Origin of the sequence: Streptomyces composti (genome assembly GCF_012034205.1) — a bacterium.
Classification (GTDB): domain Bacteria; phylum Actinomycetota; class Actinomycetes; order Streptomycetales; family Streptomycetaceae; genus Streptomyces; species Streptomyces composti.
The window spans coordinates 43,668-68,774 of sequence record NZ_JAATEM010000013.1 but is presented as its reverse complement, the minus strand read 5'-3'; the positions used below and the strand labels follow the sequence as shown (position 1 = coordinate 68,774).

Annotated in this window: 20 protein-coding genes and 1 pseudogene; 11 read left to right on the top strand and 10 right to left on the bottom strand. The window is 70.9% G+C overall.

Annotated features, from left to right (window positions below):
* Positions 1 to 43: 43 nt before the first annotated feature.
* From HCJ93_RS30015 to HCJ93_RS12510, 5 genes are read right to left on the bottom strand one after another with little or no spacing between them, the layout of a single operon-like run.
* A complete protein-coding gene (locus tag HCJ93_RS30015) occupies positions 44 to 1,060 on the bottom strand; it encodes a glycosyltransferase (protein WP_167994279.1) in 1,017 nt (338 codons plus the stop codon).
* Positions 1,060 to 2,352 (bottom strand): serine--tRNA ligase, encoded by a 1,293-nt coding sequence (gene serS / locus HCJ93_RS12525; protein WP_167994277.1) that lies wholly within the window; start codon positions 2,350 to 2,352, stop codon positions 1,060 to 1,062. Before serS ends, HCJ93_RS30015 begins: the two co-directional genes overlap by 1 nt.
* Positions 2,331 to 3,053, bottom strand: coding sequence for a histidine phosphatase family protein (locus tag HCJ93_RS12520; protein ID WP_309141386.1), 723 nt, complete (start codon positions 3,051 to 3,053; stop codon positions 2,331 to 2,333). The genes serS and HCJ93_RS12520 overlap by 22 nt, the downstream gene beginning before the upstream one ends.
* Positions 3,050 to 3,973 carry an aminoglycoside phosphotransferase family protein gene (locus HCJ93_RS12515; RefSeq protein ID WP_167994275.1) on the bottom strand — a complete coding sequence of 308 codons (924 nt, stop codon included), beginning with the start codon at positions 3,971 to 3,973 and terminating at the stop codon, positions 3,050 to 3,052. Before HCJ93_RS12515 ends, HCJ93_RS12520 begins: the two co-directional genes overlap by 4 nt.
* Positions 3,973 to 5,223, bottom strand: a complete 1,251-nt coding sequence (locus tag HCJ93_RS12510; protein ID WP_167994273.1) for a methionine adenosyltransferase — start codon at positions 5,221 to 5,223, stop codon at positions 3,973 to 3,975. The genes HCJ93_RS12515 and HCJ93_RS12510 overlap by 1 nt, the downstream gene beginning before the upstream one ends.
* Positions 5,224 to 5,463: 240 nt before the next feature.
* Here HCJ93_RS12510 and HCJ93_RS12505 point away from each other — a divergent pair, with 240 nt between their 5' ends.
* Both HCJ93_RS12505 and HCJ93_RS12500 read left to right on the top strand, forming a co-directional pair.
* Complete coding sequence (locus HCJ93_RS12505; RefSeq protein ID WP_167994271.1) at positions 5,464 to 6,237, top strand: aminotransferase class IV family protein; 774 nt, start codon at positions 5,464 to 5,466, stop codon at positions 6,235 to 6,237.
* Positions 6,238 to 6,301: 64 nt separating this feature from the next.
* The gene (locus HCJ93_RS12500) at positions 6,302 to 7,255 is read left to right on the top strand and encodes an SUMF1/EgtB/PvdO family nonheme iron enzyme (RefSeq protein ID WP_167994269.1); all 954 of its coding nucleotides are present in this window, start codon (positions 6,302 to 6,304) and stop codon (positions 7,253 to 7,255) included.
* An 8-nt stretch (positions 7,256 to 7,263) separates the two neighbouring features.
* On the opposite strand, the gene HCJ93_RS12495 is transcribed toward HCJ93_RS12500, so the two are convergent.
* Positions 7,264 to 7,611, bottom strand: a complete 348-nt coding sequence (locus HCJ93_RS12495; RefSeq protein WP_167994257.1) for a hypothetical protein — start codon at positions 7,609 to 7,611, stop codon at positions 7,264 to 7,266.
* A gap of 107 nt (positions 7,612 to 7,718) precedes the next feature.
* Between HCJ93_RS12495 and HCJ93_RS29435 the strand changes: the two genes are divergently transcribed.
* Positions 7,719 to 8,183, top strand: a complete 465-nt coding sequence (locus tag HCJ93_RS29435; RefSeq protein ID WP_309141385.1) for a tyrosine-type recombinase/integrase — start codon at positions 7,719 to 7,721, stop codon at positions 8,181 to 8,183.
* A 139-nt stretch (positions 8,184 to 8,322) separates the two neighbouring features.
* On the opposite strand, the gene HCJ93_RS12485 is transcribed toward HCJ93_RS29435, so the two are convergent.
* Positions 8,323 to 9,609: a phosphatase PAP2 family protein gene (locus tag HCJ93_RS12485; protein ID WP_167994467.1), complete on the bottom strand. Its 1,287-nt coding sequence runs from the start codon at positions 9,607 to 9,609 to the stop codon at positions 8,323 to 8,325.
* Positions 9,610 to 9,874: 265 nt separating this feature from the next.
* Between HCJ93_RS12485 and HCJ93_RS12480 the strand changes: the two genes are divergently transcribed.
* The 8 genes and pseudogenes from HCJ93_RS12480 (at position 9,875) to HCJ93_RS12445 (ending at position 21,415) form a co-directional block, all read left to right on the top strand.
* Positions 9,875 to 12,184: a DEAD/DEAH box helicase gene (locus tag HCJ93_RS12480; RefSeq protein WP_167994465.1), complete on the top strand. Its 2,310-nt coding sequence runs from the start codon at positions 9,875 to 9,877 to the stop codon at positions 12,182 to 12,184.
* A gap of 232 nt (positions 12,185 to 12,416) precedes the next feature.
* On the top strand, positions 12,417 to 13,979 hold the full coding sequence (locus HCJ93_RS12475; protein WP_167994248.1) for a S8 family peptidase: 1,563 nt from the start codon (positions 12,417 to 12,419) through the stop codon (positions 13,977 to 13,979).
* A gap of 552 nt (positions 13,980 to 14,531) precedes the next feature.
* The gene (locus HCJ93_RS12470) at positions 14,532 to 15,284 is read left to right on the top strand and encodes a GntR family transcriptional regulator (protein ID WP_167994246.1); all 753 of its coding nucleotides are present in this window, start codon (positions 14,532 to 14,534) and stop codon (positions 15,282 to 15,284) included.
* 445 nt (positions 15,285 to 15,729) lie between these two features.
* A pseudogene (locus HCJ93_RS12465) lies at positions 15,730 to 15,951 on the top strand (SPOR domain-containing protein); the annotation flags it as partial.
* A gap of 38 nt (positions 15,952 to 15,989) precedes the next feature.
* A complete protein-coding gene (locus tag HCJ93_RS12460) occupies positions 15,990 to 16,406 on the top strand; it encodes a (deoxy)nucleoside triphosphate pyrophosphohydrolase (protein WP_167994242.1) in 417 nt (138 codons plus the stop codon).
* A 200-nt stretch (positions 16,407 to 16,606) separates the two neighbouring features.
* Positions 16,607 to 17,005, top strand: coding sequence for an ATP-binding protein (locus HCJ93_RS12455; protein WP_309141384.1), 399 nt, complete (start codon positions 16,607 to 16,609; stop codon positions 17,003 to 17,005).
* 416 nt (positions 17,006 to 17,421) lie between these two features.
* Positions 17,422 to 20,103: a SpoIIE family protein phosphatase gene (locus HCJ93_RS12450; protein ID WP_167994238.1), complete on the top strand. Its 2,682-nt coding sequence runs from the start codon at positions 17,422 to 17,424 to the stop codon at positions 20,101 to 20,103.
* Positions 20,104 to 20,194: 91 nt separating this feature from the next.
* Positions 20,195 to 21,415 carry a glycoside hydrolase family 18 protein gene (locus HCJ93_RS12445; RefSeq protein WP_167994236.1) on the top strand — a complete coding sequence of 407 codons (1,221 nt, stop codon included), beginning with the start codon at positions 20,195 to 20,197 and terminating at the stop codon, positions 21,413 to 21,415.
* A 25-nt stretch (positions 21,416 to 21,440) separates the two neighbouring features.
* Here HCJ93_RS12445 and HCJ93_RS12440 read toward each other — a convergent pair whose 3' ends face one another.
* Genes HCJ93_RS12440 through sdhC form a run of 3 tightly spaced genes read right to left on the bottom strand, consistent with a single transcriptional unit; the run spans position 21,441 to position 24,987 of the window.
* Complete coding sequence (locus HCJ93_RS12440) at positions 21,441 to 22,220, bottom strand: succinate dehydrogenase/fumarate reductase iron-sulfur subunit (protein WP_167994234.1); 780 nt, start codon at positions 22,218 to 22,220, stop codon at positions 21,441 to 21,443.
* Complete coding sequence (locus HCJ93_RS12435) at positions 22,217 to 24,151, bottom strand: fumarate reductase/succinate dehydrogenase flavoprotein subunit (RefSeq protein WP_167994232.1); 1,935 nt, start codon at positions 24,149 to 24,151, stop codon at positions 22,217 to 22,219. The genes HCJ93_RS12440 and HCJ93_RS12435 overlap by 4 nt, the downstream gene beginning before the upstream one ends.
* Complete coding sequence (sdhC, locus tag HCJ93_RS12430) at positions 24,151 to 24,987, bottom strand: succinate dehydrogenase subunit SdhC (RefSeq protein WP_167994230.1); 837 nt, start codon at positions 24,985 to 24,987, stop codon at positions 24,151 to 24,153. Before sdhC ends, HCJ93_RS12435 begins: the two co-directional genes overlap by 1 nt.
* Between the last annotated feature and the right edge of the window lie 120 nt (positions 24,988 to 25,107).

The window sequence follows — 25,107 nt, the reverse complement described above, 5'->3', positions numbered from 1 at the left end:
CGAAGGGCGGTTGATACCTGATGCGTGGGCCCCCCGGTCAGCATCAGCGTGCCGCCATCGCCTCGAAGTGCCGCGTCGGGTCGAAGCGATGCTGGCCTATGGCTTGGACCTGAGCGTGATCCAGTGCGGAGGCGCGCTCGATCGCCTCGGCGAGGGCCTGCGATGCCGTCTCGTCGTCAGCGTCGGGCGGGACGACCGTCGTGGCGCCCGTGCGGTCACAGAGCGCGGCTTGGGCGCAGGTTCCGTCCCGCCAGGTCAGTGCGGCCATGGGCGTTCCCGCTCGGAGCGATTCGCCGAAGACGGCGGCGCCCGCTTCCACGTAGGTGCGGTCGTAGGTGTAGACGAACAGGGATGCCTCGCGGATGGCGGCTGTCTTCGCCGGGCCGCCGAGTTCCCCGACCCACTCCACGTGGTCTGCGGAGAAGAGCTTTTCGTGGCTCCGTACGTAGTCCTCGCTGAAGACGGGGCCGACGACGCGGATGCGATGGCCGAGTATCTGAGCGGCTCGCACCGCGAGGTGGGGAGCCTTCTCCTCGTCGATACGGCCGAGCCACACGAGGTCTCGTCCCTTGGTGGCCGGCGGTTCCTCCTCGTGGAGGCCGAGGTGGACAGCAAGTTCCTGAACGGGCTGGTGGGCGGCGTAGCGCTCGATCATCTCGGGCGAGTAGCAGTACAGGCGGGATCGCTTGCCGTCGAACGCGGATTCGGCGTGTTGGAAGACCGGGGAATGCTGGAACGTGGCTACGTCGCAGTCGAGTTGGGTCCAGGTGCGGACCCAGGCGGGCAATGACGGGTACTCGTGGCCGACGATCAGGAGGTCGTAGCCGGCGGCTTTGAGCTCACGCTCGGCCAGCGAGCCGGGCGTGATGTCTTCGAGGCGGACCGGCTTGCGGACCCATTCGGCTTCCAGTTCCGGGAGCCATCCCGGGCCCAGGAGGCGTACGTCGGCGCCTGCGGCTCGGGCGCCTACTGCGACCGCCCAGAGCCATCGTTCGATCCCGCCGTATCCGGCAGGGGGGAATGCGTAGCTGCCAGGAAAGTCGCAGACGCCGACAAGCACTATGCCTCCGGTGTTCCGTCCGCCGGGATCCGGCGGAAGCCGAGGTACGGGACGAGTGATTCGGGCAGGACGATCGAGCCGTCCTGTTGCTGGCACTGTTCGAGCAGAGCGGCGAGGGTGCGGCCGATCGGAAGGCCCGAGCCGTTGAGCGTGGCGACCAGCTTGGGCTTTCCGTCCGTGCCGCGGGTGCGGATGTTCGCGCGGCGGGCCTGGAAGGTGCCGAAGTTGGAGACCGAGGAGATCTCGCGGTAGGTGTTCTGGCTCGGGAACCAGACCTCCAGGTCGTAGGTGAGCTGGGCGGCGAAACCCGTGTCACCTGCTGCGAGGGTGACCACGCGGTATGCGAGCCCCAGCTCCTTCAGGCACGCCTCGGCGTGGCCGATCATCTTCTCCAGCTCGGCGTCGGCGTCCTCCGGGGCGCAGATCCGGACCATCTCCACCTTGCCGAACTGGTGCTGGCGGATGAGCCCCCGGGTGTCGCGGCCGTACGAGCCGGCCTCCGAGCGGAAGCACGGCGTGTGGGCCGTGAGGGCGACCGGAAGTTCCGAGGGCGGGATGATCTCGTCGGCGTAGAGGTTGGTGAGGGGGACCTCAGCCGTCGGGATCAGGAACAACTCTCGATCCGCGGTGCCGGTCTTGAACAGGTCTTCCTCGAACTTCGGGAGCTGGCCCGTGCCGGTCATGGTCTTCCGGGTGACGAGGAACGGCACCGCGTGTTCGACGTAGCCGTGACGGCGGGTGTGCAGGTCGAGGAAGAGCGCCGCGAGGGCACGCTCAAGGGCCGCACCCGCCCCTCGCGATACCGCGAAGCGGGGGCCCGACAGCTTCGTCGCTCGGGCGAAGTCGAAGATGCCAGTGGCCTCGCCAAGATCGACGTGGTCTTTCGGCTCGAAGGAGAAGGCTGGCGGGGTGCCCACACGGCGGACCTCGACCGCGAACTCCTCGGAGTCGCCGTCGGGAGCCCTGTCGTCGGGGATGTTCGGGATGCTGAGCAGGAGGCTGCGGAGCTCCTCCTGCACCCTCTCCTGGTCGGCCTCGATCTCGCGGATCTGGTCCTTGATCTCCCGGGCGCGCTCCTTCAGCTTGGCGATGTCCCCCTCCTGCTTCGCCGTCTGCTGGACCTCACTGGCCACTCGCTTGGACTCTGCCCGCAGCTCGTCTGCCGAGCGGATGTTCTGGTTGCGCCGGGACTGGAGACTCTCCAGCACGGACAGGTCCAGCGAGTATCCGCGGCGAGCGAGGCGACGTACCGCTTCGGCACCCATGTCGATCAGGGCGCGGGCATCATGCATGAGGGGAGTCCTCCTCCGGCGAGTGGTCTACACGGTCGACGGTAGCAACTGCCGAACCCCCCTTCGGCCCGCAATATCGCGGCGCCACCGCGCCCATCTCCATCGCTGGCTCCCTCCCCGTCAAGATCAGTCAGCAGGGCCTTGAGCCATCCATGCAGTGCCTCATCGGTGACGGCAAGCGGCTCGGCGCACGGGGCCTCTGGGAAGAACAGCGGCATGGCGTCGCCCGGGGAACGATCCCGGTGCCAGAGCAGAACCGACACCAGCAAGCCGTGGCAGACGAGTACGCGTGGCCCCGGATGCTCCAGGGCCGCGCGTACTCCGGCGAGCATCCGCCGGATGCCTTCCCGCTGGGACTCCCGGGCGCCCGGCGGGCGCCGCGCCCCGCCGTGGTGATCGAGCCAGGCGGCGTACTCCAGGAACGGGCGGCCTTCGAACTCCCCGTAGTCCAGCTCGTTGAGCTGACCGATCACCACGAGCTCCGCCTTCGGCACCCCCATCAGCAGGGCAGCCGTCTGCCGCGCTCGCGGGAACTCGCTCGCCAGCCACGTGCGCACGCTGTGAAGGGGAAGCACAGCCCACGCTCGTCCGCACGAGCGCACGCCCTCTTCACTGAGTCGGATGGGGCGAGTGGGGTCTCCGTTGACGAGGTACCGCTTGCTGTAGTCCGTTTGCCCGTGCCGGAGGATGTACGTCGTCACCGATCGCTCCCCGGGCTGGAGGCCAGCAGCGTGGAGAGCACCCTCGCGATCTTCGGCTTCGCGGGGTCGTTGATCTCTGTGTAGTAGAGGAGGCCGTCGACCGCGAGGGCCCTGCACCACGGCGTGATCTCCGGAACGGGGATACGGGAGATCCGAGAGGCGGCGGTCAGCCGGTCGGCCACTTCTCGTTCAAGGTCGTAGTAGACCGTCCAGAAGGCCCAGTCGAACACCGCGTCTCCCACCAAGGGGTGCGGGTCGATCAGGCGCGGGTGCCCTCCTCCGTCGAACAGGACGTTCTCCCGGTACAGGTCGGCGTGGAGCACCGTCGTACGGGCCGGGTCTTCCCGCAGGCCGGGGAGTTCCTCGCACGCCTCCTCCACGAGCGGCTCCAAGGAGCCCAGGTTGAGCCGCCGTACTCGTTGGCGGATACGGGGCACGACCACCTCCCGACGGAAGTGCGCCAGGCTCGGGAGATCCGGCAGCGTCCCCCGCTGGCCGAGACCGTGAAGCCCTTGGATGGCGGCGGCCACCATCTGCGTCTCTCGCGAGAGAGGGGCGCCGCCGCCGGGACGGCCGCCGATCAGTTCCAGTGCCGCCACCGACAGGTCGTCGGCGGCCTCGATGGCATCAGCGATCGGACCGCCGGCCCACGTCTGAAGAGCGGTGATCTCCTGGCGGTAGCGGAGCGGCTCGTACCACGCCTTGAGGATCAGCGGAGTCCCGTCGAGGGCGGTTGCCAGGGCTACGACGGAGGCGTGCCCCGCGTCGTGGTAGCTCCGCAGCGTGAGCTTCCAGCGCTCCGCCGCCTCGGCCAGAAGGTGCGGCGCGGCCCGCAGCCACGCCGCCGCCGTTGAGCCGTAGTGGTCGAGAAGGCGCCGCCGACAACCAGGCGGCACATCTCCGAGCGTCTGCGTGGTCATCAGCTGAGCACAATCCCGTCCGAGACAAGCTCGTCCGTCAGGGCCGGGAACCCGTCGAGGGCCTCGACGACGAGGGCTTGCACCTTGTCGATCTCCACGTCCCGCGAGGACAGGCGGACAAGAATGCGCCACGGCTGGTCGAGCCGCTGTCCCGTGGTGCTGACGAGGTGGACCTCGGCGTGCCCGCCGGTCGCCTCGTGCAGGCGGTGCGCGAGACGCTGCGCGGCGATGTTGTAGAGCTTGCCGACGTGGTAGACGGGGTTCTTGCCGTTGGCGCCCTCCAGGTTCATCGGGCGCAGAGGGGTGATCAGCCCATTGACGCGGTTGCCGCGGCCCACGACCCCTTCGTCACCCGACTCGATCGAGCTGCCGGTGTACGTCAGGTACAGCTCATCCTTCTCCGGGATGTCGCGCGCGTTGAGCCGGAAGCGGGCCTCGGCACCGGGAAGGCGGATGCCGACGAGCCGGTGGCACTCGGCGAGGATGCTCTCGGTATTGCGGATGTACTCCGCCCGGCTGCCGACGTGCCGCGACTTCTGCGGTACGCACAACACGATGTCCGCGCTCTCGCCGTCCCAGTAGCCCATGAGCTTCACGTCCGAGCCGCACCACACGTGTGCTCGCCTGAAGTCGCTCGGCCCGGAGAGGTGGTCCACCAGCTCGCGCACGAACGACTCGAAGGGGTTCTCCGGCGCCCAGCCCGTACCGAGCGAGGTGTCGTTCGAGAACCGCACCCGGCGCTCCCGGAGGTCGTCGATGGACCTCGGGTTGAACCAGCGAGTCCGGTCCGGGACCGCGTCGCCGGTCAGCACGGCGCCGGGGCTCGAATTGCTCGTGATGTTGAACGAGATGTCCAGGTGATCGCAGACCTCCGGAAGGCGCTCGGCGAAGAACTCCCGTACCTCCGCCTCGACGATCTCCAGGACGGGGATGCGCTCGCCGCCGCAGGCGGGGGCGGCCCGCCCGTTGACCAGAACCCGGACCGGCGCTGTCATCTTGCCGCCGCCGTAGCGCACCTCGCTCGCCCCGCCCAGGAGAGCGAGCTTGTCGAAGTTGTGGTGCAGTACGGCACCGAAGTGCTGCACGGTGTAGCGGCTGTACGCCCGGGACAGCCGCTCGGCCAGGTGATCGGCAAGGGTGTCGGGATGCCCGAGCCCCTTGCGCTCGACGATGGTCGTCCCGTCGTGCTCCGGGGTGCCGGTGTCGATCACCAAGAGGCTCTTGCCGAAGGTCATGCTCGTTCGGGGCATGGCGAACTCCCGTCTCAGGGTCGGCAGGGTGGCCCAGCACAGGCTTCGGTGAGCCAGGCGGGGAGAAAGTTGCTGCTCGGCGCGGTACCAGCGGTCCGCGGCGGCAGAACAAGATTCGCCCGGCGAGCGAGGGGATCGGAACGTCTTCCCACTGCCCTGGCACCGAACTTTCCCTGAACTTAGGTCGCTTACCAGGACCTTTTCCGTCGGCTCCCGCTACGGCGGTGCCATGCTGTCGGCATGGCTGAATTGAATGGCGAACCAGTCAGCGTGGACCAGCTCAAGACCCTGGCCCTCACCGGGTACGGACACTTCACGTCCATGCGCGTTGAGGACGGCCGTGTCCGTGGGCTGTCGCTCCACCTGGACCGGCTTGTAAGGGACTGCCAGGCTCTCTTCGGCGCCGAACTGGACCCTGAGCGCGTGCGCGACCTGGCGCGGCGCGTAGCCCCGACTGAAGGCGCGTGCGTCGTGCGGGTGACGGTCTTCGACCCGAATTTCGACATGGGCCACCCTGCCGCCAAGGCGGACCCGCAGGTATTTGTCACGACGAGGCCGGCGGCCAACCTCCCGTTGGCGCCGATGCGGGTGCAGAGCAGGAAGTACGTCCGCGACCTGCCGAGTGTGAAGAGTGTCGGCCTCTTCGGGCAGCTCCTGCACCGACGGGCCGCCCAGCTCAACGGGTTCGACGACGCGTTGTTCGTCGACGAGCGATCGCTCGTCTCGGAGGGCGGTACCTGGAACATCGGCTTCTTCGACGGGGAGCGCGTGATCTGGCCGGAGGCGGGCATCCTCGGAGGCGTGACGATGCAGCTCCTCAAGGACGCTCATGCCCACGAGGAGATGCCGGTCCGGCTCGCGGATGTCGCGGGCATGCAGGCTGTCTTCGCGACCAACGCGGCGATCGGAGTCCGTGCCGTCAGCGGAGTCGACGACATCGCCCTGACCGACGACCACCCAATCATTGACACTCTTCGCAAGGCGTACATGGAGGTGCCGGCAGATCCGCTGTAACGACGCGCCGTAACGATCACCTGACTACGCTGGACTCCCGTTGATTCGCTCAAAGGAGTCTCGGGTGGCCACAGTTGAGAGGTGGACCGGACTGGAGGTCCGGGCGCTGCGTGAGGCACAGCGGATGAGCATCGAGGCGTTCGCCGCGAAGCTCGGAGTGAGTGATCGCATGGTCTCCAAGTGGGAGGCCCGCGGCGAGACGATCAAGATCCGCCCTGTGAATCAAGCGGCCCTGGACACAGCTCTGGCATCATCCTCGCCGGAGGTCCACGCAAGGTTCGTGAAACTCACGAGCTCGTTGGGCTCGGTGTTACCCGGTCAGAGGGCAGAGGAAGGCTCGGCCCTCCCCAGGCAACATCAGGTCCGACACCCACATGACGGCAAGAAGATGGCTCTCGTCGACGCGGGCGTGTACTTGTCGGGGGCCGGAAACAACCCTGTCTGGCTCCCCGCCTTCTACATCGACGTCTATCCCGTGACGAACTCGGACTACGAGCGGTTCGTGGCGGCGACAGGACACGCGCCTCCGCAGCACTGGCCCAAGGGACGGTGCCCGGAAAGCATTCGCGATCACCCCGTGGTTTTCGTCACGTGGCATGACGCCGCAGCGTACGCAGTCTGGGCGGGCAAGGAACTGCCGAGCTCGCAGCAGTGGGAGAAGGCAGCCCGGGGCCCCAGAGGCGACATCTACCCCTGGGGCAGCCAGCAGACTCCGGCCAAATGCAACACCCGTGAAAGCGGTATCGGCTCGACTACCCCGGTGACGCGATACCACAGCGGAGTCAGTCCCTACGGGGTGTATGACATGTGCGGTAACGCGTGGGAGTGGACTTCGACGCACTCCGAGCCGGGCCGGTACGAACTCAAGGCCGGCGCTTGGACGAGCCCGTTCTCCCGGGTGACTCCCGCTGCCTTCAACGACGCCTCTACGGAGATGCTTGACGATGACACCGGCTTTCGGTGTGCCGTCCTCGCGGAGGACTTGCGTCAGTTGCTGGGCGAGTTGTCTCCGTCGTAACCATCAACCTATTCATGTCCGTTCAGGTGAGCCGCGATCTTTCCGACCCCGCGCTCGCATCGGTAGCGGACAGCTCGTCCCGTGATGCCCTGAAGGGCCCCGGCTTCGTTGTCCGGCAGATCCACGCCGTACCGAAGGATTAGGGCCTGGCGTTCGCCGAGAGTGAGAGGAGCCGCCGCCCACCCTTGCCGTATGTCGGCGAGGTGGGCGAACAGGGTGCTCGCGGCCCTCGGATCGACGGTCCCCTTCGGCATGTCCGCGTCCGGGGCCGTGGGGCTGCGGATGCCGTACGCCGCGTCGGCGTCCCACACCGCTGGCAGGAGGAGCTCGACGAGGCGCCGGTCGTACGCCGTCACAGGCCGCTCCTCTCCGCGCGGTGCCGTGCGGCCTCGTACGAGACATGCGCGGCGCGGTGCTTGGCCTCGGTCAGCCAGCGGTCGCGGAGCCGCTGTGCCAACCAGCGGTGCAGGAGGCCGGCGCTCCCCTCGGAGAGAAGGCCCACCTGGAGCGGTGGGAGCCGATCCCGGTGATCTTCAAGGACAAGGCCGGCAGGGACCGGCAGCTCGACGTCTTCTTCGCGCCCCGCGAGCGTGGGAAGGGCATCATGCCCACGGCCACAACATACGGCTACCACTTCAAGAAGGCGTGCAAGGGCGCCGGACTGGTGGGCGCGAACGGCAAGCCCAAGTACACCCCGCACGCGCTGAGGCACTTCTTCGCCTCGACGGCCCTGGCGAACGGCATCCCGATCCACGAGGTCTCGCGCTGGCTCGGCCACAAGTCGATCAAGACCACGGTCGACATCTACGGGCATCTCGTCCCCGGGGCCTGGCATCGTTGCCGCGAGGTCATGCAGGACGCCATGCGGCCCGTGCCCGTGGCGAGCGATGCGCCGCAGGCGCCCGAAGAGTACGAGGAGGTGGCGTAGTGCTGACCTTGTGCTTCCCGTGCTGGTTCTGTGCTGACTGGGACCCCCGGGAAACGTGTCTTCGCAGGTCACAGCGTTGTGGTGCACATTCCGCTTCCACGTCTGAGGATCTACGGCATGCGCCCCCCTTCTCTCGCCCTCATACGAGTTCGGGTCGCGCCTCGTTCGGGTGCGGGCCGGGTGGCACGGGCGGGGTGGCCTCCGGCTTCTCGGACGCCGTGAGCCGCAGGTAGCCGTAGATCACGGAGAGCATCGCCAGGATCATCAGGGGGCCGGAGATCCACGGGTGCTCGGACATGGGGACCGGCAGCCAGCGGTAGGAGAGCACGAGCGCGGTGAAGACGGCCGTGCCGTGGGCGACCAGGAGGGTGTCGGATCGGGTCCAGCCGCGGGCGCTCGCGCGCATCCCGGCGTCGATGGTGAGGACGAAGACGACTCCGGCGACGAGGTCGGCGCCGTAGTGGTAGCCGAAGCCGAGCGTCGCGCTCAGGGTGCCGATCAGCCAGAAGGTGCCGGCGAAGCGCATCCAGCGGGAGCCGTCGCGGGTGTGGATGAACAGGGCGACGGCCCAGGCCGTGTGCAGGCTGGGCATGCAGTTGCGCGGGGTGATCTCGTCGAACGGCATCGGCCGGGGGAGCTCAACCGACGGGAGCGTGTCCGGCCACAGGTGAGCCGCGGCCCAGGTGCCGCCGTCGGCGCCGAAGGCGTACACGGGGCCGACGACCGGGAACATCATGTAGACGGCCGGGCCGATGAGGCCTATGACCAGGAATGTGCGGATCAGGTGGTGGCGGGGGAAGCGGCGTTCCACGGCCACGTTGCGGAGCTGGTAGAGCGCCACGAGGGCACCGGCCAGCGGGAGCTGGCCGTAGATGAGATGGAGAAGGTGGGTGCTCACCGGGTCGGTGAGCTCGACCAGCCGGCCGGCCAGCCAGGACGGGTCGCCCAGGGCGTGGTCGGCGACGAGGACGTACTCGTCGAGCACGGTGGGCCGGGTCTTGGAGGTGATGAGCAGCCAGGCGTCCCCGGCCTTCTGCCCGGCCATCAGCAGCAGGCCCAGCCCCACACCCTTGAGCAGGAGTACGCGTTCGGCGCCGGTCCTGCGGGTGAGGGCGAGGACCGCGCAGCCCACGATCACCCACAGCGCGCCGTTGCCGAAGTTCATGTCGGCGCCGATCGCCCAGCGCACCAGGAAGAAGGCGAGGTCGATGGCGACCGCGGCGCCGGCCGCGATCAGCCGCTGCCGCCAGGTGAGCACCACCATGGTCAGGGCCAGCCCGGCGTAGAGGCGGGGGCCGGACTTGGGCGGGAGGATCAGTTCGCGCACCTGATGGGTGAGCGGGCCGGCCTGGCCGTACCGGCGGGCGGCGAATTCGAGCGCGACGAGGAACGCGAGGGCCGCCGCGCCTGCCGTGGTCCACAGCAGCACACGCGGCGTGCATATCCGGGTTCGTGTCGTTTTCAATTATTACGCCCCCGTGAAGAACAAGTGATCCGCCGATGGCCGTGGGTTCGAACATGCTACGGGGCGGCCGGGCGGGTCCTGTGCGGCCGGATCCTGTGGAAGGGGGGAGCGGCCGTACGCGTCCGCGGTGCTGGTGGGGCGTGCCAGGATGGCCCCCCGGCGAGCACGCCGAGGAGTTCTGGTGAGTCGAGTCGGTCGAGCACGGGCCCGGCGGGACGGGGGTGTGATGGCGAGCGAGGCGGTGCAGGCCGGGCGGGTGGCGCGGGAGGTGTGTGCGCAGGCCGGGCCGCTGCACCAGGCGGCCCGCGCGCTGCGGGAGGAGCACGAGCGCGCCCTGGACGCCGTGCGTTCCGCGCTGGCCCCGCTCAAGGAGGAGCTGGTCGCCGAGGAGCTGGAGCTCATCCCCGTCGCCCGGCTCAGGGACGCCACCGAGGGCCGGCTGATGCTGGGCGCGCTCGAGGCGGCCGGGCTGACGACCGTGCGTGCCGTGTACGAGGCCGGCCGGTACGAGCTGCGGCAGCTGCCCGGGGTGGGGGAGCAGACCGCCGACCGTGCGCTGGCCGCCGCCCGGCAGATCGCCCGCGCGGTCGGCGAGACCGTCTCCGTCCGCATCGACGTGGACCACCCCGAGCCGCGCACCACCGCCCTGGTCGCCGCCCTGCACCGCCTGGTCGAGGCGGGGCCCGAGCTGCGCCGCGCCCTGGACGCCGCCGAGCGGCTCGAGAAGCGGCTGGGCGAACTGCTGCCCGCCGCCAGGCCCGCCTCCGGGCGGTTGCGCATGCTCTTCGCGGGGCGCAAGCGGCGCGAGCGCGCGCTGGCCGCGGTCGCCGAACTGCAGGAGACGGTGGCCGACGCCCGCCGCCGCGACCTGCCGCTGCTGCTCGCCCAGGCGACCACCGACCTGCTGCGCCCGCCCGCCGACGAGATCGAGGCCTGGGTCGGCTTCGAGCTGCGCTCCGCCGAGTACTACAGCCAGCTAGCCGAGGTCTCCGAGCACCGCACCGACGTGGCGGCGAGCGAGGGCTTCCTGCCTTCGGAGGTGGTCGAGCGGGTGCACGCCCAGCCGCTCGACGACACCCACCGCCGGGTCTCGCTGCGCGGCTACCAGTCCTTCGGCGCCCGTTTCGCGCTGGCCCAGCGCCGGGTGATCCTCGGCGACGAGATGGGGCTCGGCAAGACCGTGCAGGCCATCGCGGTCCTGGCCCATCTGGCGGCCGAGGGGTACAGCCATTTCCTGGTGGTGTGCCCGGCCGGCGTGCTGATCAACTGGACCCGCGAGATCCGCTCCCGCAGCACCCTGCGCGCGCTCGCCCTGCACGGCCCGCAGCGGCAGGACGCGTACGCCGAGTGGTGCGAGCGCGGCGGTGTCGCCGTCACCACCTTCGACATGCTGCGCACTCTGCCCGCCCCCGAGGACGGCGGCGGCACCCGCCCGGCCCTGCTGGTCGTCGACGAGGCGCACTACGTCAAGAACCCGGAGACCCGCCGGTCCCGCTCGGTGGCGGTGTGGTCCGGTCACTGCGAGCGGGTGCTGTTCCTGACCGGCACGCCGATGGAGAACCACGTCGAGGAGTTCCGGGCGCTGCTGCGGCATGTGCGGCCCGATCTGGTCCCCTCGGTGCGGCGCAGCGACGCGGTCGCCGGGCCGCAGGCCTTCCGGGCCTCGGTGGCGCCCGCCTATCTGCGCCGCAACCAGCAGGACGTGCTCACCGAGCTGCCCGCGCTGCTCCAGGTCGACGAGTGGGAGGAGTTCAGCGCGGCCGACGAGGAGGCCTACCGCGCGGCGGTCGCCGAGGGGAACTTCATGGCGATGCGCCGGGCCGCCTACGCGGATCCGGAGAAGTCGGCGAAGCTGCAGCGGCTTCGGGAGCTCGTGGACGAGGCCGCCGAGAACGGGCTCAAGGTGGTGGTGTTCTCGTACTTCCGGGACGTACTCGCCGTCGTCCGGCGGGCGTTGGCGGAGGAGGACGGCGGCGCATCCGGCGCCGACGGCGCGAACCGCGCGGACAACGCCGCGGACGGTGCCGGCGGCGGGGTGCGGCGGCCCGTCGTCCTGGGCCCGATCTCCGGCTCGGTCTCCGCCGCCGGGCGCCAGCAGATCGTCGACGATTTCACCGGCACCGACGGGCCCGCGGTGCTGCTCTCGCAGATCGAGGCCGGCGGTGTCGGGCTCAACCTCCAGGCGGCCTCCGTGGTCGTGCTGTGCGAGCCGCAGGTCAAGCCCACGCTGGAGCATCAGGCCGTGGCCCGCGCGCACCGCATGGGGCAGACCCGTCCGGTGCAGGTGCACCGGCTGCTGGCGACGGACAGCGTGGACGAACGGCTGCTGCAGATCCTGGAGAACAAGAGCCGCCTGTTCGACGCCTACGCCCGGCGCAGTGACACCGCCGAGGCCAGCCCGGACGCCGTGGACATCTCCGACGCCGCGATCGCCCGCCGGATCGTCGAGGAGGAGCAGTTGCGGCTGGCGGGCGGTACCGGCGACCCGGGCGACCCAGGCGATACGGACAACACCGCGCAGGACGCGAGAAACTGACGATACGTCCGATGGTTCGTACATGACGGAACATGACGGCTGCTTGGCGGTTCTGTTTCTTTCGTGCAGGGCCCTTGTGGAATTCCTGTGGAACCCTCAATCTTTCGGCTGACGCACACACGCCGCCTCCACGTTGTCATGGGCATGACTGAAATGAGTCGCATGGCGCGAACGAGGCGGCCGGCTCGGCGTGCACCACCCCACAGGCACCACCGACTGAGGAGGACCCCTCATGCGTCATGTCCGCAGCACCCGGCGAAGAATGGCCGCGATCGGAGCGCTGGCCACCGCGGCGCTCACCGCGAGCCTGGTCACCGCCCTCCCCGCCTCGGCCGCCGAGGGCACCATCCAGTACCAGGGCGCCGCCAACGCCGTCCCCGGCAGCTACATCATCACCCTCAAGGGCACGAAGGCCGGCTCCGCCGAGGGCCGCGCGCTCGCCAAGAAGTACGGCGCCGACATCGAACGGACCTACACCAAGGCCCTCAACGGCTATGAGATCGAGGCCTCCGAGAGCGAGGCGAAACGTCTCGCCGCCGACCCGGCCGTCGCCTCGGTGATCCAGAACCGCACCTTCCACGTCACCGGCACCCAGCCCAACCCGCCCTCCTGGGGCCTGGACCGGGTGGACCAGCGGAACCTGCCGCTCAACAGCTCCTACACCTACCCCGACAAGGCCGGTGAGGGCGTCACCGCGTACGTCATCGACACCGGCGTGCGCATCTCGCACAACGACTTCGGCGGTCGCGCCGCCAACGGCTACGACGCCATCGACAACGACAACGTCGCCCAGGACGGCCACGGCCACGGCACCCATGTGGCCGGCACGGTCGCGGGCAGCTCCTACGGCGTCGCCAAGAAGGCGAAGATCGTCGCCGTCCGGGTGCTGAACAACTCCGGCTCCGGCACCACCGCCCAGGTGGTCGCCGGCATCGACTGGGTGGCCCGCAACGCGGTCAAGCCGGCCGTCGCCAACATGTCCCTCGGCGGCAGCGCCGACAGCGCTCTCGACGCCGCCGTCCGCAACGCCGTCGCCTCCGGCGTCACCTTCGTCGTCGCGGCCGGCAACGAGTCCACCAACGCCTCCACCAAGTCGCCCGCCCGGGTCACCGAGGCCATCACGGTCGGCGCCACCACCTCCAGCGACGCCCGCGCGAGCTACTCCAACTACGGCTCGGTGCTCGACCTGTTCGCGCCCGGCTCCTCCATCACCTCCGCCTGGCGCACCAGTGACACGGCCACCAACACCATCTCCGGCACCTCCATGGCCAGCCCGCACGTCGCCGGAGCGGCCGCCCTGTACCTGGCCGACAACCCCTCGGCCAGCCCCGCGCAGGTCTCCACCGCGCTGACCTCCGCCGCCACCAGCGGCGTCGTCGGCAACCCGGGCAGCGGCTCGCCCAACCGCCTGCTGTACGTCGGCGACGGCGGCACCACCCCGCCTCCCCCCGGTGACCGCTTCGAGAACACCGAGGGCGTGACCATCTCCGACCTGTCCACCGTCGAGTCCCCGGTGACCGTCTCCGGCATCTCCGGCAACGCCCCGTCCGACCTGGCCGTGGACGTGAACATCACCCACACCTACATCGGTGACCTGCGCATCCAGCTGGTCGCCCCCGACGGGACCGTGTACACGCTGAAGGACTACGGCACCGGCGGCAGCTCGGACAACATCAACACCACGTACACCGTCGACGCCTCCTCGGAGACGGCGAACGGCACCTGGAAGCTGCGCGTCAGCGACAACGCCTGGTGGGACACCGGCCGGCTCAACAGCTGGGCCCTGCAGTTCTGAGGTCCGGCTGAGGCTCTGAGCACCGGCTGACCGGACATCAGGTCACCGACGCACACCCGCACCACCCCTCGTCCTCGCGGACCGGCACGGGGCACCGGCCCCGCCCGCCGCGAGGACGAGGCATGTCTGCAACGCCTGCGCCGGCGGGATCGGGGGCTTCCGGGCGTGTGGCGCCGTACCACGGCCTGCCGTCGCGGAAGGGCCGGCGTCCGGGCGACCGCCGGATCCTCTGTGCCCTCGGCCACCGGGACGGCGGGGGCGGGCTCATCGGTTCGCTGCGGGAGGGGCGGCCGTGCCCGGCGGCAGACGGTCACCGCCCGCGAGGCTTGGGGTGTTGCCGTGTTCTCGTCAGGTCCGGGTGACGGGCCCGCGCGGCGGGCGAAAGGCGGCGGAGCGAGGGTGTGGCGGGCGCCGTAGCGGGGAGAAAACGCCTGCGTGAAGGGTTTCAGCGGCGCGCGTCATCACTTCGAGTGATTCTCTGGCCCGTGCTTGCCTGAGGGAACCCTGGGTTGCCAGGCTGTTGCTGTCTGTACAACCTGATGGGAGCGGCCAGTGACATTCGGTGAGCAGCCGGCGTATCTGCGTGTCGCAGGTGATCTCCGTAAGAAGATCGTCGACGGCCTGCTGCCCCCGCACACCCGCCTCCCCTCCCAGGCCAAGATCCGCGAGGAGTACGGCGTCTCGGACACGGTGGCGCTGGAGGCCCGCAAGGTGCTCATGGCCGAGGGCCTCGTCGAGGGCCGCTCCGGCTCCGGGACCTACGTCCGCGAGCGTCCCGTGCCGCGGCGCATCGCCCGCTCCGGCTTCCGCCCCGAGCGCGGGGCCACGCCCTTCCGGCAGGAGCAGGCCGACGCCTCGGTGCACGGCACCTGGGAGTCCAGCAGCGAGCAGACCGAGGCGCGCGGTGCCGTCGCCGAGCGGCTGGGCATCGAGCCCGGGGACCGGGTGATGCGCACCAAGTACGTGTTCCGCGAGGGCGGGGAGCCGATGATGCTCTCCACCTCCTGGGAACCGCTCGCGCTGACCGGGCGGACGCCGGTGATGCTGCCCGAGGAGGGCCCGCTCGGCGGCATGGGCGTCGTCGAGCGGATGCGCGCCATCGACGTGATCGTGGACAACGTCACCGAGGAGGTCGGCGCGCGTCCCGGCCTTGCCGAGGAACTGGCCCTGCTGGGCGGGGTCCCCGGCCATGTCGTCCTGGTCGTCCAGCGCACGTACTTCGCCTCGGGCCGCCCGGTGGAGACGGCCGACGTGGTCATCCCCGCCGACCGGTACCGGGTGGCGTATCACCTGCCGGTGAAGTAGCCCGGCCAGGCCGGCGGCCCGGTCGGCCCTGGCGGCTCCGGCGCGTGCGGAGGGGCCCCGCTGGTTCCGGCACCGCCTGCTGCCCCGGCAGCTCCGCCGGCCCGTCGGGCCCGTCTGGTTGGGCGCTCGCGGTCCATTCCCGGCCATCCGCGCGCCCCTCTCGCGCCCCGCAGCCGGCCGCGCACCGGCGCGCCGGCCGGATCCCGCCCTGCGCCGCGGCCGTAGCGATCCGGTCGTTCTCGCAGGTCGGCCCGGAACGGCGCGGACGGAACAACGTGCTTCTGAGCGGGCGTGCCGGGCCCGCCGCACGGCGCATTCACCACCGTGCGCCCCCTGGGTTCTGGCTGGTTGCGTACCTCTTTGTGTAAAGGCGTGTTCGCTGCGTGAAGGTAAGGCGTAGGCTCGGGCATATGCGGACTGCGGTTTCCTTACCGGGCGGGGCGCGGCACAGGCCGCGGGCGGGAAGTGGAGGGGCGCGATGAACGACGGCACAGTCACTCTGCCCTGGCTCGTCGTGCGTCAGGACGACAACGGCAATCGCTACCGCGTGGGCCGTTACGCGACCCGCGCCGAGGCGCAGAAGATCGCGGACAGCCTCGACAGCCAAGGTCACCAGCAGCTCTACTGGGTCGAACGCATCGGCCAGAACGGCAGCGCCGCGAGCTGACACGCCATCGGTGAGCGCGCTCCCGTAGGCTCCGGCCCATGAGCGAGCGGATCGTGGTGGTCGGCGCGGCCCTGTGGCACGAGGGGCGGCTGCTGGCCGCCCGCCGCAGCGCGCCGGCCGAACTGGCCGGCCGCTGGGAGCTGCCCGGCGGCAAGGTGGAGCCCGGGGAGAGCTCCCGGGCCGCCGTCGTAAGGGAGTTGCGCGAGGAACTCGGCGTCCGCGTCGAGGCCGGCGAGCGGGTGCCGGGGGAGTGGCCGCTGAAACCGCCGTATGTGATGCAGGTGTGGACCGCCGCGCTGTGCCCCGGCTCCGCCGCCCCCCGCCCGCTCCAGGACCACGACGCACTGCGCTGGCTCACTCCCGCCGAGATCTGGCAGGTCGACTGGCTCGACCAGGACGTCCCGGCCGTCGAGGCCACTCTCGCCCACGCCGCTCCGGCGCGACAGGGCACCTGAGCGACCGGTGCCCTCGCGCGCCGGAGTCCGGCTCGAGCGCCGGGGCGCGTCGGTGCAGGAGGGGGTCCCCGGTGTGAGCCCTCGCACATCCCGCGCGCTGTGATGCGCCCCGGACGGTAATACGCCCCGGATGTCGGGTATGTGAATGTTGACGCCGCTGAACGGACAGGGGTGTCTCGTTCGCCTGGGAAGTGATCCGCGTGATCGACACCGAGGGCGACTGTGCCGCCTGGACCTTCCCCGCGGAGCCCGGCGCCGTGCGCGCCGCTCGTTCCGCGGTCCGCGACCAGCTGCGCCGCTGGGACCTGGCGCGCCTGAGCGATCTGGCCGCACTCCTGGTCAGCGAACTCGTCACCAACTCCCTGCGGCACGCCACCGGACCCATCGAGGTCCGCCTCGTCCGCCCCACCAGCGCCGAGGACGTGCTGCTGGTGGAGGTCTCCGATCCGCTGCCCGAGCTGCCGCGCGAACGGGACGCCCGGCCCGACGACGAGAGCGGGCGCGGACTGCGGCTCGTCGCCTCCGCCTCCCGCCGCTGGGGCACCCGGCCCGGAAACACAGGGAAGACCGTGTGGTTCGAGCTGGGCGTGCCGGCCTGACCCGCGAAAGGCCCTCTCCGACCGGCGTTCCGGAGGGCGCGACGGCCAGTCCTGCCCGCCGGTTTCCGGGGGCACGCGAGCGCCCGTCCGGCCGGGTTCCCCGGCGGACTCCAGGCCCCCTCCGGCCCGGCGGCGGAGGGATCTCGTCCGCCCCGTTCGGCGGTCCCCGGGGTGTACGTGTCCGGCCGCGCTGTCGAACGGCTGGATCACGCCTGTGACCGTTGCCGAACAGGGGGATTCAGCGACGTGTCCGCTGGTTAGAAGACGGGGAGTGTTCTCACGGCACGGACCGAAAAGCATCGGGACCGTGCTGTGATCGTGAACACCGTGTTGTGCGGCGCCGTAGTGCTGGATACTGCGGGCAGCCGCCCCCGGTGACCGGTGCCGGACGCGGTGAGCTGGAGGGGACGGTTCGCGTGAGCGAGATACCAGCGAAGGCCACGGAGTCCGAGGACCCGTCGGACGGTGCGAGGAGCGACGCCGTCGACGGCCCGGTGCCGGGGCGGGGCGGCGATGCCGCTTCCGCCGACCCGATCTGGCAGTCCAGCCCGCCCGGCTCCATGTACGACTACATCAAGGTGGCCTCCTTCTCCATCGGCCCGGACGGACTGGTCGACCAGTGGAGTCTGCGCGCCGAGCAGCTCTTCGGCATCCCCGCCGAGCGAGCCGTCGGCATGGACCCGATCGACGCCTTCATCGACCAGGACCGGCGCGAGGAGGGCCACCGCAAGATGGCCGAGATCCTCGACGGCCGCGAATGGACCGGTGTTGTGCCCTTCCGGGTGCCGGAGTCCGGCGGCACGGGGGAGCTCGAACGCGGCGAGACGGGCCTCGCCGAGGTCTACGTGATGCCGACCCGCACCGAGGACGGGGAGCGGGCCGCCGTCTGCATCGTCGTCGATGTGCGCACCCTGCGCCGCATCGAGACCGACCTGGCCGCCTCCCAGGCCATATTCGGCCAATCGCCGTTCGGCTTCGTACTGATCGACACCGATCTGAAGGTCCGCCGCGCCAACGAGCGGTTCGCCTCCATCTTCGGCGGCACCCCCGAGGACCACCGCGGCAAGGGCGTGCACGACTACCTGCCGCGCGCCGAGGCCGAGCGGGTCGCCGCGACGCTGCGCCGGGTCCTGGAGACCGGCGAGTCCATCACCGACATGCACGTCACCGGGTTCGTGCCCGGCTCCGACGAGCGCCGCCACTGGTCCGTCAACCTCTACCGCGTGCACAGCGGTACCGGCCGCCCCATCGGGATCGCCTGGCTGGGCACCGACATCACCGCCCGCCGCGCCGCCGCCCGCGAGGCCGCCGCCGCCCGCCGCAACCTCGCCCTGCTCAACGAGGCCGGCGCCCGCATCGGCAACTCCCTCGACCTGGAGACCACCGCCAGGGAACTCCTCGACGTGGTCGTCCCCGGCTTCTGCGACCTGGCCACCGTCGACCTCTACCAGGGGCTGCTGGCCGGCGACGAGACCCCGCCCGGGCTGGCCGACGGCAGCGCCGAGGTGCGCCGGGTCGCCTTCGCCAGCGCCGTCTCCGACGGGCCGTTCAGCGGCACCGGGGAACCCGTCAAGCTGGGGGCGGTCCACCACTACCCGTTCAACTCGCCCTGCGCGGACGCCCTGCGCACCGCCCGGCCGCAGACCGTGCCCGGCGAGGAGGGCGGCCTGGTGCAGTCCACGCTCGCCGTGCCGATGGTCGCCCACGACACCGTGGTGGGCCTGGCGCAGTTCGCCCGCGCCAAGGGCAGCGAACCGTTCGGCGACCGCGACCGTGCCCTGGCGGTCGAGCTGGCGGCCCGCGCCGCCGTCTGCATCGACAACGCCCGCCTCTACCGGCGCGAGCACGAGCGTGCCCTGATACTGCAGCGGTCCCTGCTGCCGCCCGGCGACCCCGAGGCCTCCGGACTCGACATCGCCTGCCGCTACCTGCCCGGCAACGCGGCGACCGGACGCCCCAGCGAGGTCGGCGGCGACTGGTTCGACGTCATCGAACTGCCCGGCCACCGCACCGCCCTGGTCGTCGGCGACGTGATGGGCCGCGGACTGCGCGCCGCGGTCGCCATGGGCGAACTGCGCACCGCCGTACGGACCCTGGCCCAGCTGGACCTCGAACCGGCCGAGGTGCTCTCCCAGCTGGACGAGATCGCCCGGGGCCTCGGCGCGCCCGGCGGCGTCCAGCAGGCCACCCGCGCCGCCCGCCGCCCCCGTGAGGCCGACCTCTCCGAGGTGTACCTGGCGACCTGCGTCTACGCCGTCTACGACTCGGTGACCCGGCGCTGCACCTTCGCCAACGCGGGCCATCTGCCGCCCGTGCTGGTCGAACCGGGCGAGTCCGCGCTGATGTTGGACGTGCCCCCCGGCATGCCGCTCGGCGTCGGCGGGGAGCCCTTCGAGGAGGTCGAGGTCGAGCTGCCCGAGGGCGCGCTGCTCGCGCTCTACACGGATGGACTGGTCGAAAGCCGCGACCAGTCCATCGACGAGGGACTGCAGGCCTTCGTCGGTGCGCTCACCGACCCCGCCCGCCCGTCGCCGGGCCCGCACACCTCGCCCACGGCGCGCGCCGACGGCTACTCCAACCTCGAGGACGTCTGCGACCACGTCCTCAACACGCTCGACACCCACCACGGCGAGGACGACATCGCCCTGCTGATGGCCCGCGTGCAGGGACTGCCCGCGGACTGCGTGGGCGACTGGACCCTGCCGCGCGAGCCGCGCAGTGTCGGCCGGGCCCGCGAGTTCGCCCGCGACCAGCTGCTGCACTGGGACATGGAGGCCCTGGTCGACACCACCGAGCTGCTGGTCAGCGAGCTGGTCACCAACGCCCTGCGCTACGGCGAGGGCGAGATCAGGCTGCGGCTGCTGCTGGACCGCACCCTGGTCTGCGAGGTCTGGGACTCCGGGCTGGTGCAGCCCCGCCGCCGCCGCGCCCGGGACACCGACGAGGGTGGCCGCGGCCTGCAGCTCGTCGGCCTGCTCAGCGCCGCCTGGGGCTCCCGCCGCACTCCGCGCGGCAAGACCGTCTGGTTCGAACTGCCCCTGCCGGGCGGCGAAACCGGCCTCACGGACCCGGCGGAGGCCCTGCTGAGCCTGTTCTGAGCCGCGCCGGGCAGCCCGCGCTCGATGATCGCAACCGGCGCCACGGTGATCGTCGTCCTCCCCTGCACCGACAGCGGCGAGGGGGCCCGGCATGACGCGTACGGACCGGAGACCGGCAGAGGACGTCCCGGGCGAGGAGGGCGGGCCCGCAGCCACGGACGCGCAGGCGGCGTCGGACGAGCGGGCAGCCGCGGAGGAGCAGACGGCCGCGGGTGCGGACCCGGCTGCGCAGGAGCGGGCGGCCCTGGGCGCGCCTGCGCCTCCGGGCGGGAAGGAGACCCCGGAAGGGCCCCGCAGACCCTGGGTGCGCCGGCTGAGACGCGGGGCGCTCGCCCTCGTCCTGCTGCTGCTCGTCCCGCTGCTCGCCGCCGAGGCCGCGCTGTGGGTGAACCACACCGGGGACTTCGCCGACGGCACCCGCACCCGCGACCGGGACGCCCTCTGGCTCGGGCACGCCTGGGTGGACGGGCGGAAGAAGGACGGCGACGCCGAGGCGCTGGTCCGCCGGCTGCGCGAGACCGGCATCCGCGACCTGTATGTGCACTCGGGCCCGCTGGAGCACGACGGCACCCTGCCCGAGTCCGCCTACCCGCGCGCCCGTTGGTTCATCGGCACGGTGCACAGGGAGCTGCCCGGGGTCCGGGTGCAGGCGTGGCTGGGGGACATCGTCGCGCCCGAGCACCCGGAGGGCATGCATCTGGGGCGCGCCCGGACGCGGTCGGCCGTGGTGGCCTCCACCCGGCAGATCCTGGACGCCGGTTACGACGGCGTGCACTTCGACCTGGAGCCGGTGCACTCCGGCGACCGCGACTTCCTCGCTCTGCTCGACGACCTGCACCGCCTGACCGCCGCCCGCGATGTGCCGCTCTCGGTCGCCGCCCACCAGATCGACCCGCTGCCCGGCTTCCACGCGGTGTGGGGCACCCTCACCGGGCACCCCAAGTGGTGGTCCCAGCAGTTCTTCGGGCAGGTCGCCCGCCGCGTCGACCAGATCGCCGTGATGTCGTACGACACCAGGCAGCCGCTGCAGAGCACCTACGGCGGCTATGTCGCCCAGCAGACCTCGCTGGCGCTGGAGGCCACCCCGCCCGGCACCGACCTGCTGATGGGCCTGCCCGCCTTCTACGAGAGCGACTTCAGCCACTGGGGGCACGCCGAGACCGTCCCGGCCGCCGTCCGCGGCGTCCGCCTCGGCCTGTCCCGCACCGACCCGGACCGCGCGGCCTTCGGCGTCGCCCTCTACGTCGACTTCACGGCCACCGAGGCCGACTGGACGGCGTACCAGGAGGGCTGGGCGGACCGGCCGGAATGACGGCTCGACGCACCCGGTGGCCGGCTCAGCCCGACGACGCGGGCCGGCGGCGGATCTTGTTGCCGAGCCAGACCAGCGGGTCGTACTTGCGGTCCACCGCCCGTTCCTTCAGCGGGATCAGAGCGTTGTCCGTGATCCTGATGCCCTCGGGGCAGACCTCCGTACAGCACTTGGTGATGTTGCAGTAGCCGAGGCCGTGCTCGTCCTGGGCCGTGCGTTTGCGGTCCAGGCCGGACTCCTCGGCCGCGTCCAGCGGGTGCATGTCGAGCTCCGCCACCCGCATCAGAAAGCGGGGGCCGGCGAACGCCTGCTTGTTCTCCTCGTGGTCGCGCACCACATGGCAGGTGTCCTGGCACAGGAAGCACTCGATGCACTTGCGGAACTCCTGCGAGCGGTCCACGTCCTCCTGCATCATCCGGTACTCGCCCGGCCCCAGGCCCTCCGGCGGCACGAACGCCGGGACCTGGCGGGCCTTGGTGTAGTTGAAGCCGACGTCCGTCACCAGGTCGCGGATCACCGGGAACGTCCTGAGCGGGGTCACGGTGACGGTCTCGTCCCGGCCGAACACCGACATCCGGGTCATGCACATCAGCCGGGGGCGCCCGTTGATCTCCGCCGAGCAGGAACCGCACTTGCCTGCCTTGCAGTTCCAGCGCACGGCGAGGTCGGGGGCCTGGGTGGCCTGCAGGCGGTGGATGATGTCGAGGACCACTTCGCCGTCGTTCACCTCGACCTCGAAGTCCTCCAGGCCGCCGCCCTGCACGTCCCCCCGCCACACCTTGAAGCGGGCCTCGTAGCTGCTCACTCGTACAGCTCCTCTTCGGCGAGGTACTTGACCAGCTCCTCCTTCTCGAAGAGAGCGAGCAGGTCGGGGCGGATGGGTTCGGTGGTCTCGCGGGTGAGGGAGATCTGCCCGCGGACCGGGTCGCCGGCCGCGAAACCGCCGGAGGGATCGGCCAGCCGGCACAGCAGGTTGACGTTGCGCCAGGTGCGGTCCATCGCCGGGTAGTCCTCCCGGGTGTGGCCGCCGCGCGACTCGGTGCGCTCCAGCGCGGCCCGTGCCACGCACTCGCTGACCAGCAGCATGTTCCGCAGGTCCAGCGCCAGATGCCAGCCGGGGTTGAACTGCCGGTGCCCCTCGACCCCGGCCCGGCGGGCCCGCACCCGCAGCTCGGCGAGCTTCTCCAGGGCCTGCCGCATCTCGTGCTCCCGGCGGATGATGCCCACCAGGTCGTTCATTGTCTGCTGCAGCTCCTGGTGCAGCGTGTACGGGTTCTCCGGCGGGCCGTCGGCAGGCTCCTCGCCCTCCGCGGAGAACGGGCGCAGCGCCTCGGCCGCCGCCGCGTCGATCTGGGTGTCGTCCACCCGGGGCCGCGCGGAGGCCCGCTCGCCCGCGTACTCCGCCGCGTGCCAGCCGGCCCGGCGGCCGAACACCAGCAGGTCGGACAGCGAGTTGCCGCCCAGCCGGTTGGAGCCGTGCATGCCGCCCGCCACCTCACCGGCCGCGAACAGGCCCGGCACCCCGCGTGCCGCCGCCGAGTCGGAGTCGACCGCGATGCCGCCCATCACGTAGTGGCAGGTCGGCCCGACCTCCATCGGCTCGGCTGTGATGTCGACGTCGGCCAGCTCCTTGAACTGGTGGTACATCGACGGCAGCCGGCGCTTGATCACGTCCGCCGGCATCCGGGTGGACACGTCCAGGAACACCCCGCCGTGCGGAGAGCCCCGGCCCGCCTTCACCTCGGCGTTGATGGCGCGGGCCACCTCGTCGCGGGGCAGCAGCTCGGGCGGGCGGCGGTTGTGGTCCGGGTCGTCGTACCAGCGGTCCGCCTCCTCCTCGGACTCGGCGTACTTCTCCTTGAAGACGTCCGGGACGTAGTCGAACATGAACCGCTTGCCCTCGGAGTTCCTGAGCACCCCGCCGTCGCCGCGGACCGACTCGGTGACCAGGATCCCCTTCACCGACGGCGGCCAGACCATGCCGGTCGGATGGAACTGCACGAACTCCATGTTCAGCAGCGGCGCGCCCGCCAGCAGCGCCAGCGCGTGCCCGTCGCCGGTGTACTCCCACGAGTTCGACGTGACCTTGAAGGACTTGCCGATGCCGCCGGTGGCGATCACCACGGCGGGCGCCTCGAGCACGAAGAACCGGCCCGACTCGCGCTCGTAGCCGAAGACCCCGCTGACCCGCTCGCCGTCCTTGAGCACCCGGGTGACCGTGCACTCCTGGAACACCTTCAGCCGGGACTCGTAGTCGCCCGTCTCCTTGAAGTCCTCCTGCTGCAGCGCGACCACCTTCTGCTGCAGGGTGCGGATCAGTTCCAGGCCGGTGCGGTCGCCGACGTGCGCCAGGCGCGGGTACTCGTGCCCGCCGAAGTTGCGCTGCGAGATCCGGCCGTCCCTGGTCCGGTCGAACAGCGCGCCCCAGGTCTCCAGCTCCCACACCCGTGCGGGTGCCTCCCGGGCGTGCAGCTCCGCCATCCGCCACTGGTTGAGGAACTTGCCGCCGCGCATGGTGTCGCGGAAGTGGACCTGCCAGTTGTCTCCGGCGTTGACATTGCCCATCGCCGCCGCGATGCCGCCCTCGGCCATCACGGTGTGCGCCTTGCCGAACAGCGACTTGCAGATCACGGCGGTACGGGCGCCCCGCTCGCGGGCCTCGATGGCGGCGCGCAGTCCGGCGCCGCCCGCCCCGACCACGACGACGTCCCACTCCTGCCGGTCGACCACGGACATCAGAAGAACCTCGGATCCTCGAAGACACCGGACGCGATCAGAAAGACGTACAGATCGGCGAGCGCCACGCTCACCAGGGACGCCCAGGCGAGCTGCATGTGCCGGGCGTTCATCCGCCCCACGAGCTGCCACATCCGGTAGCGCACGGGGTGCCGGGAGAAGTGCTTGAGCTTGCCGCCCACGATGTGCCGGCAGGAGTGGCAGGACAGGGTGTACGCCCAGATCAGGACGATGTTGACCAGGAACACCAGGGTGCCGAGCCCCATGTGCCCCCACTCGTAGTCCTCGTCGCGGAAGGCGAGCACGGTGTCGTAGGTGAGGATGCCGGCGACCGGCACCGCCGCGTAGAAGAAGTAGCGGTGGATGTTCTGCAGGATCAGCGGGAAGCGGGTCTCGCCGGTGTACTTCTTGTGCGGCTCGGCGACCGCGCAGGCCGGCGGGGACGCCCAGAAACCCCGGTAGTAGGCCTTGCGGTAGTAGTAGCAGGTCAGCCGGAAGCCCAGCGGGAAGATCAGAATGATGATCGCCGGTGACAGGCCCCACCAGTCTCCGAAGAGCGCCCAGTTCGGACCGGCCTTCATCGGCTCGCAGTTCTCCGCGAGGCAGGGCGAGTAGAAGGGCGAGACGTACGGGGCCGCGTAGTAGTCGGCGTTGGCGAGGGCCCGCCAGGTCGAGTACACGACGAAGGCGAGCAGACCGGCCGCGGTGGCGGCCGGGGCCAGCCACCAGCGGTCGGTCCGCAGGTGGGGCGCGTCGATCGCGGCGCGCGTGGCGCTGCGCACGCCGCCGCTTCCGGGTTGGGATTCGGTGTCGGGAGGTTCCGTACCAGTGGCCACGTGTCCACTCCGCTAGGGGTCAGAAGGCGCGTCCGGCAGCAGTCGCGGGACCGCTGCCGGACGCGGGCGGCGAATGCTGCCGAAGGGTCGGCGGGTGCTGCCTGCGTGACGCCGCCGCCG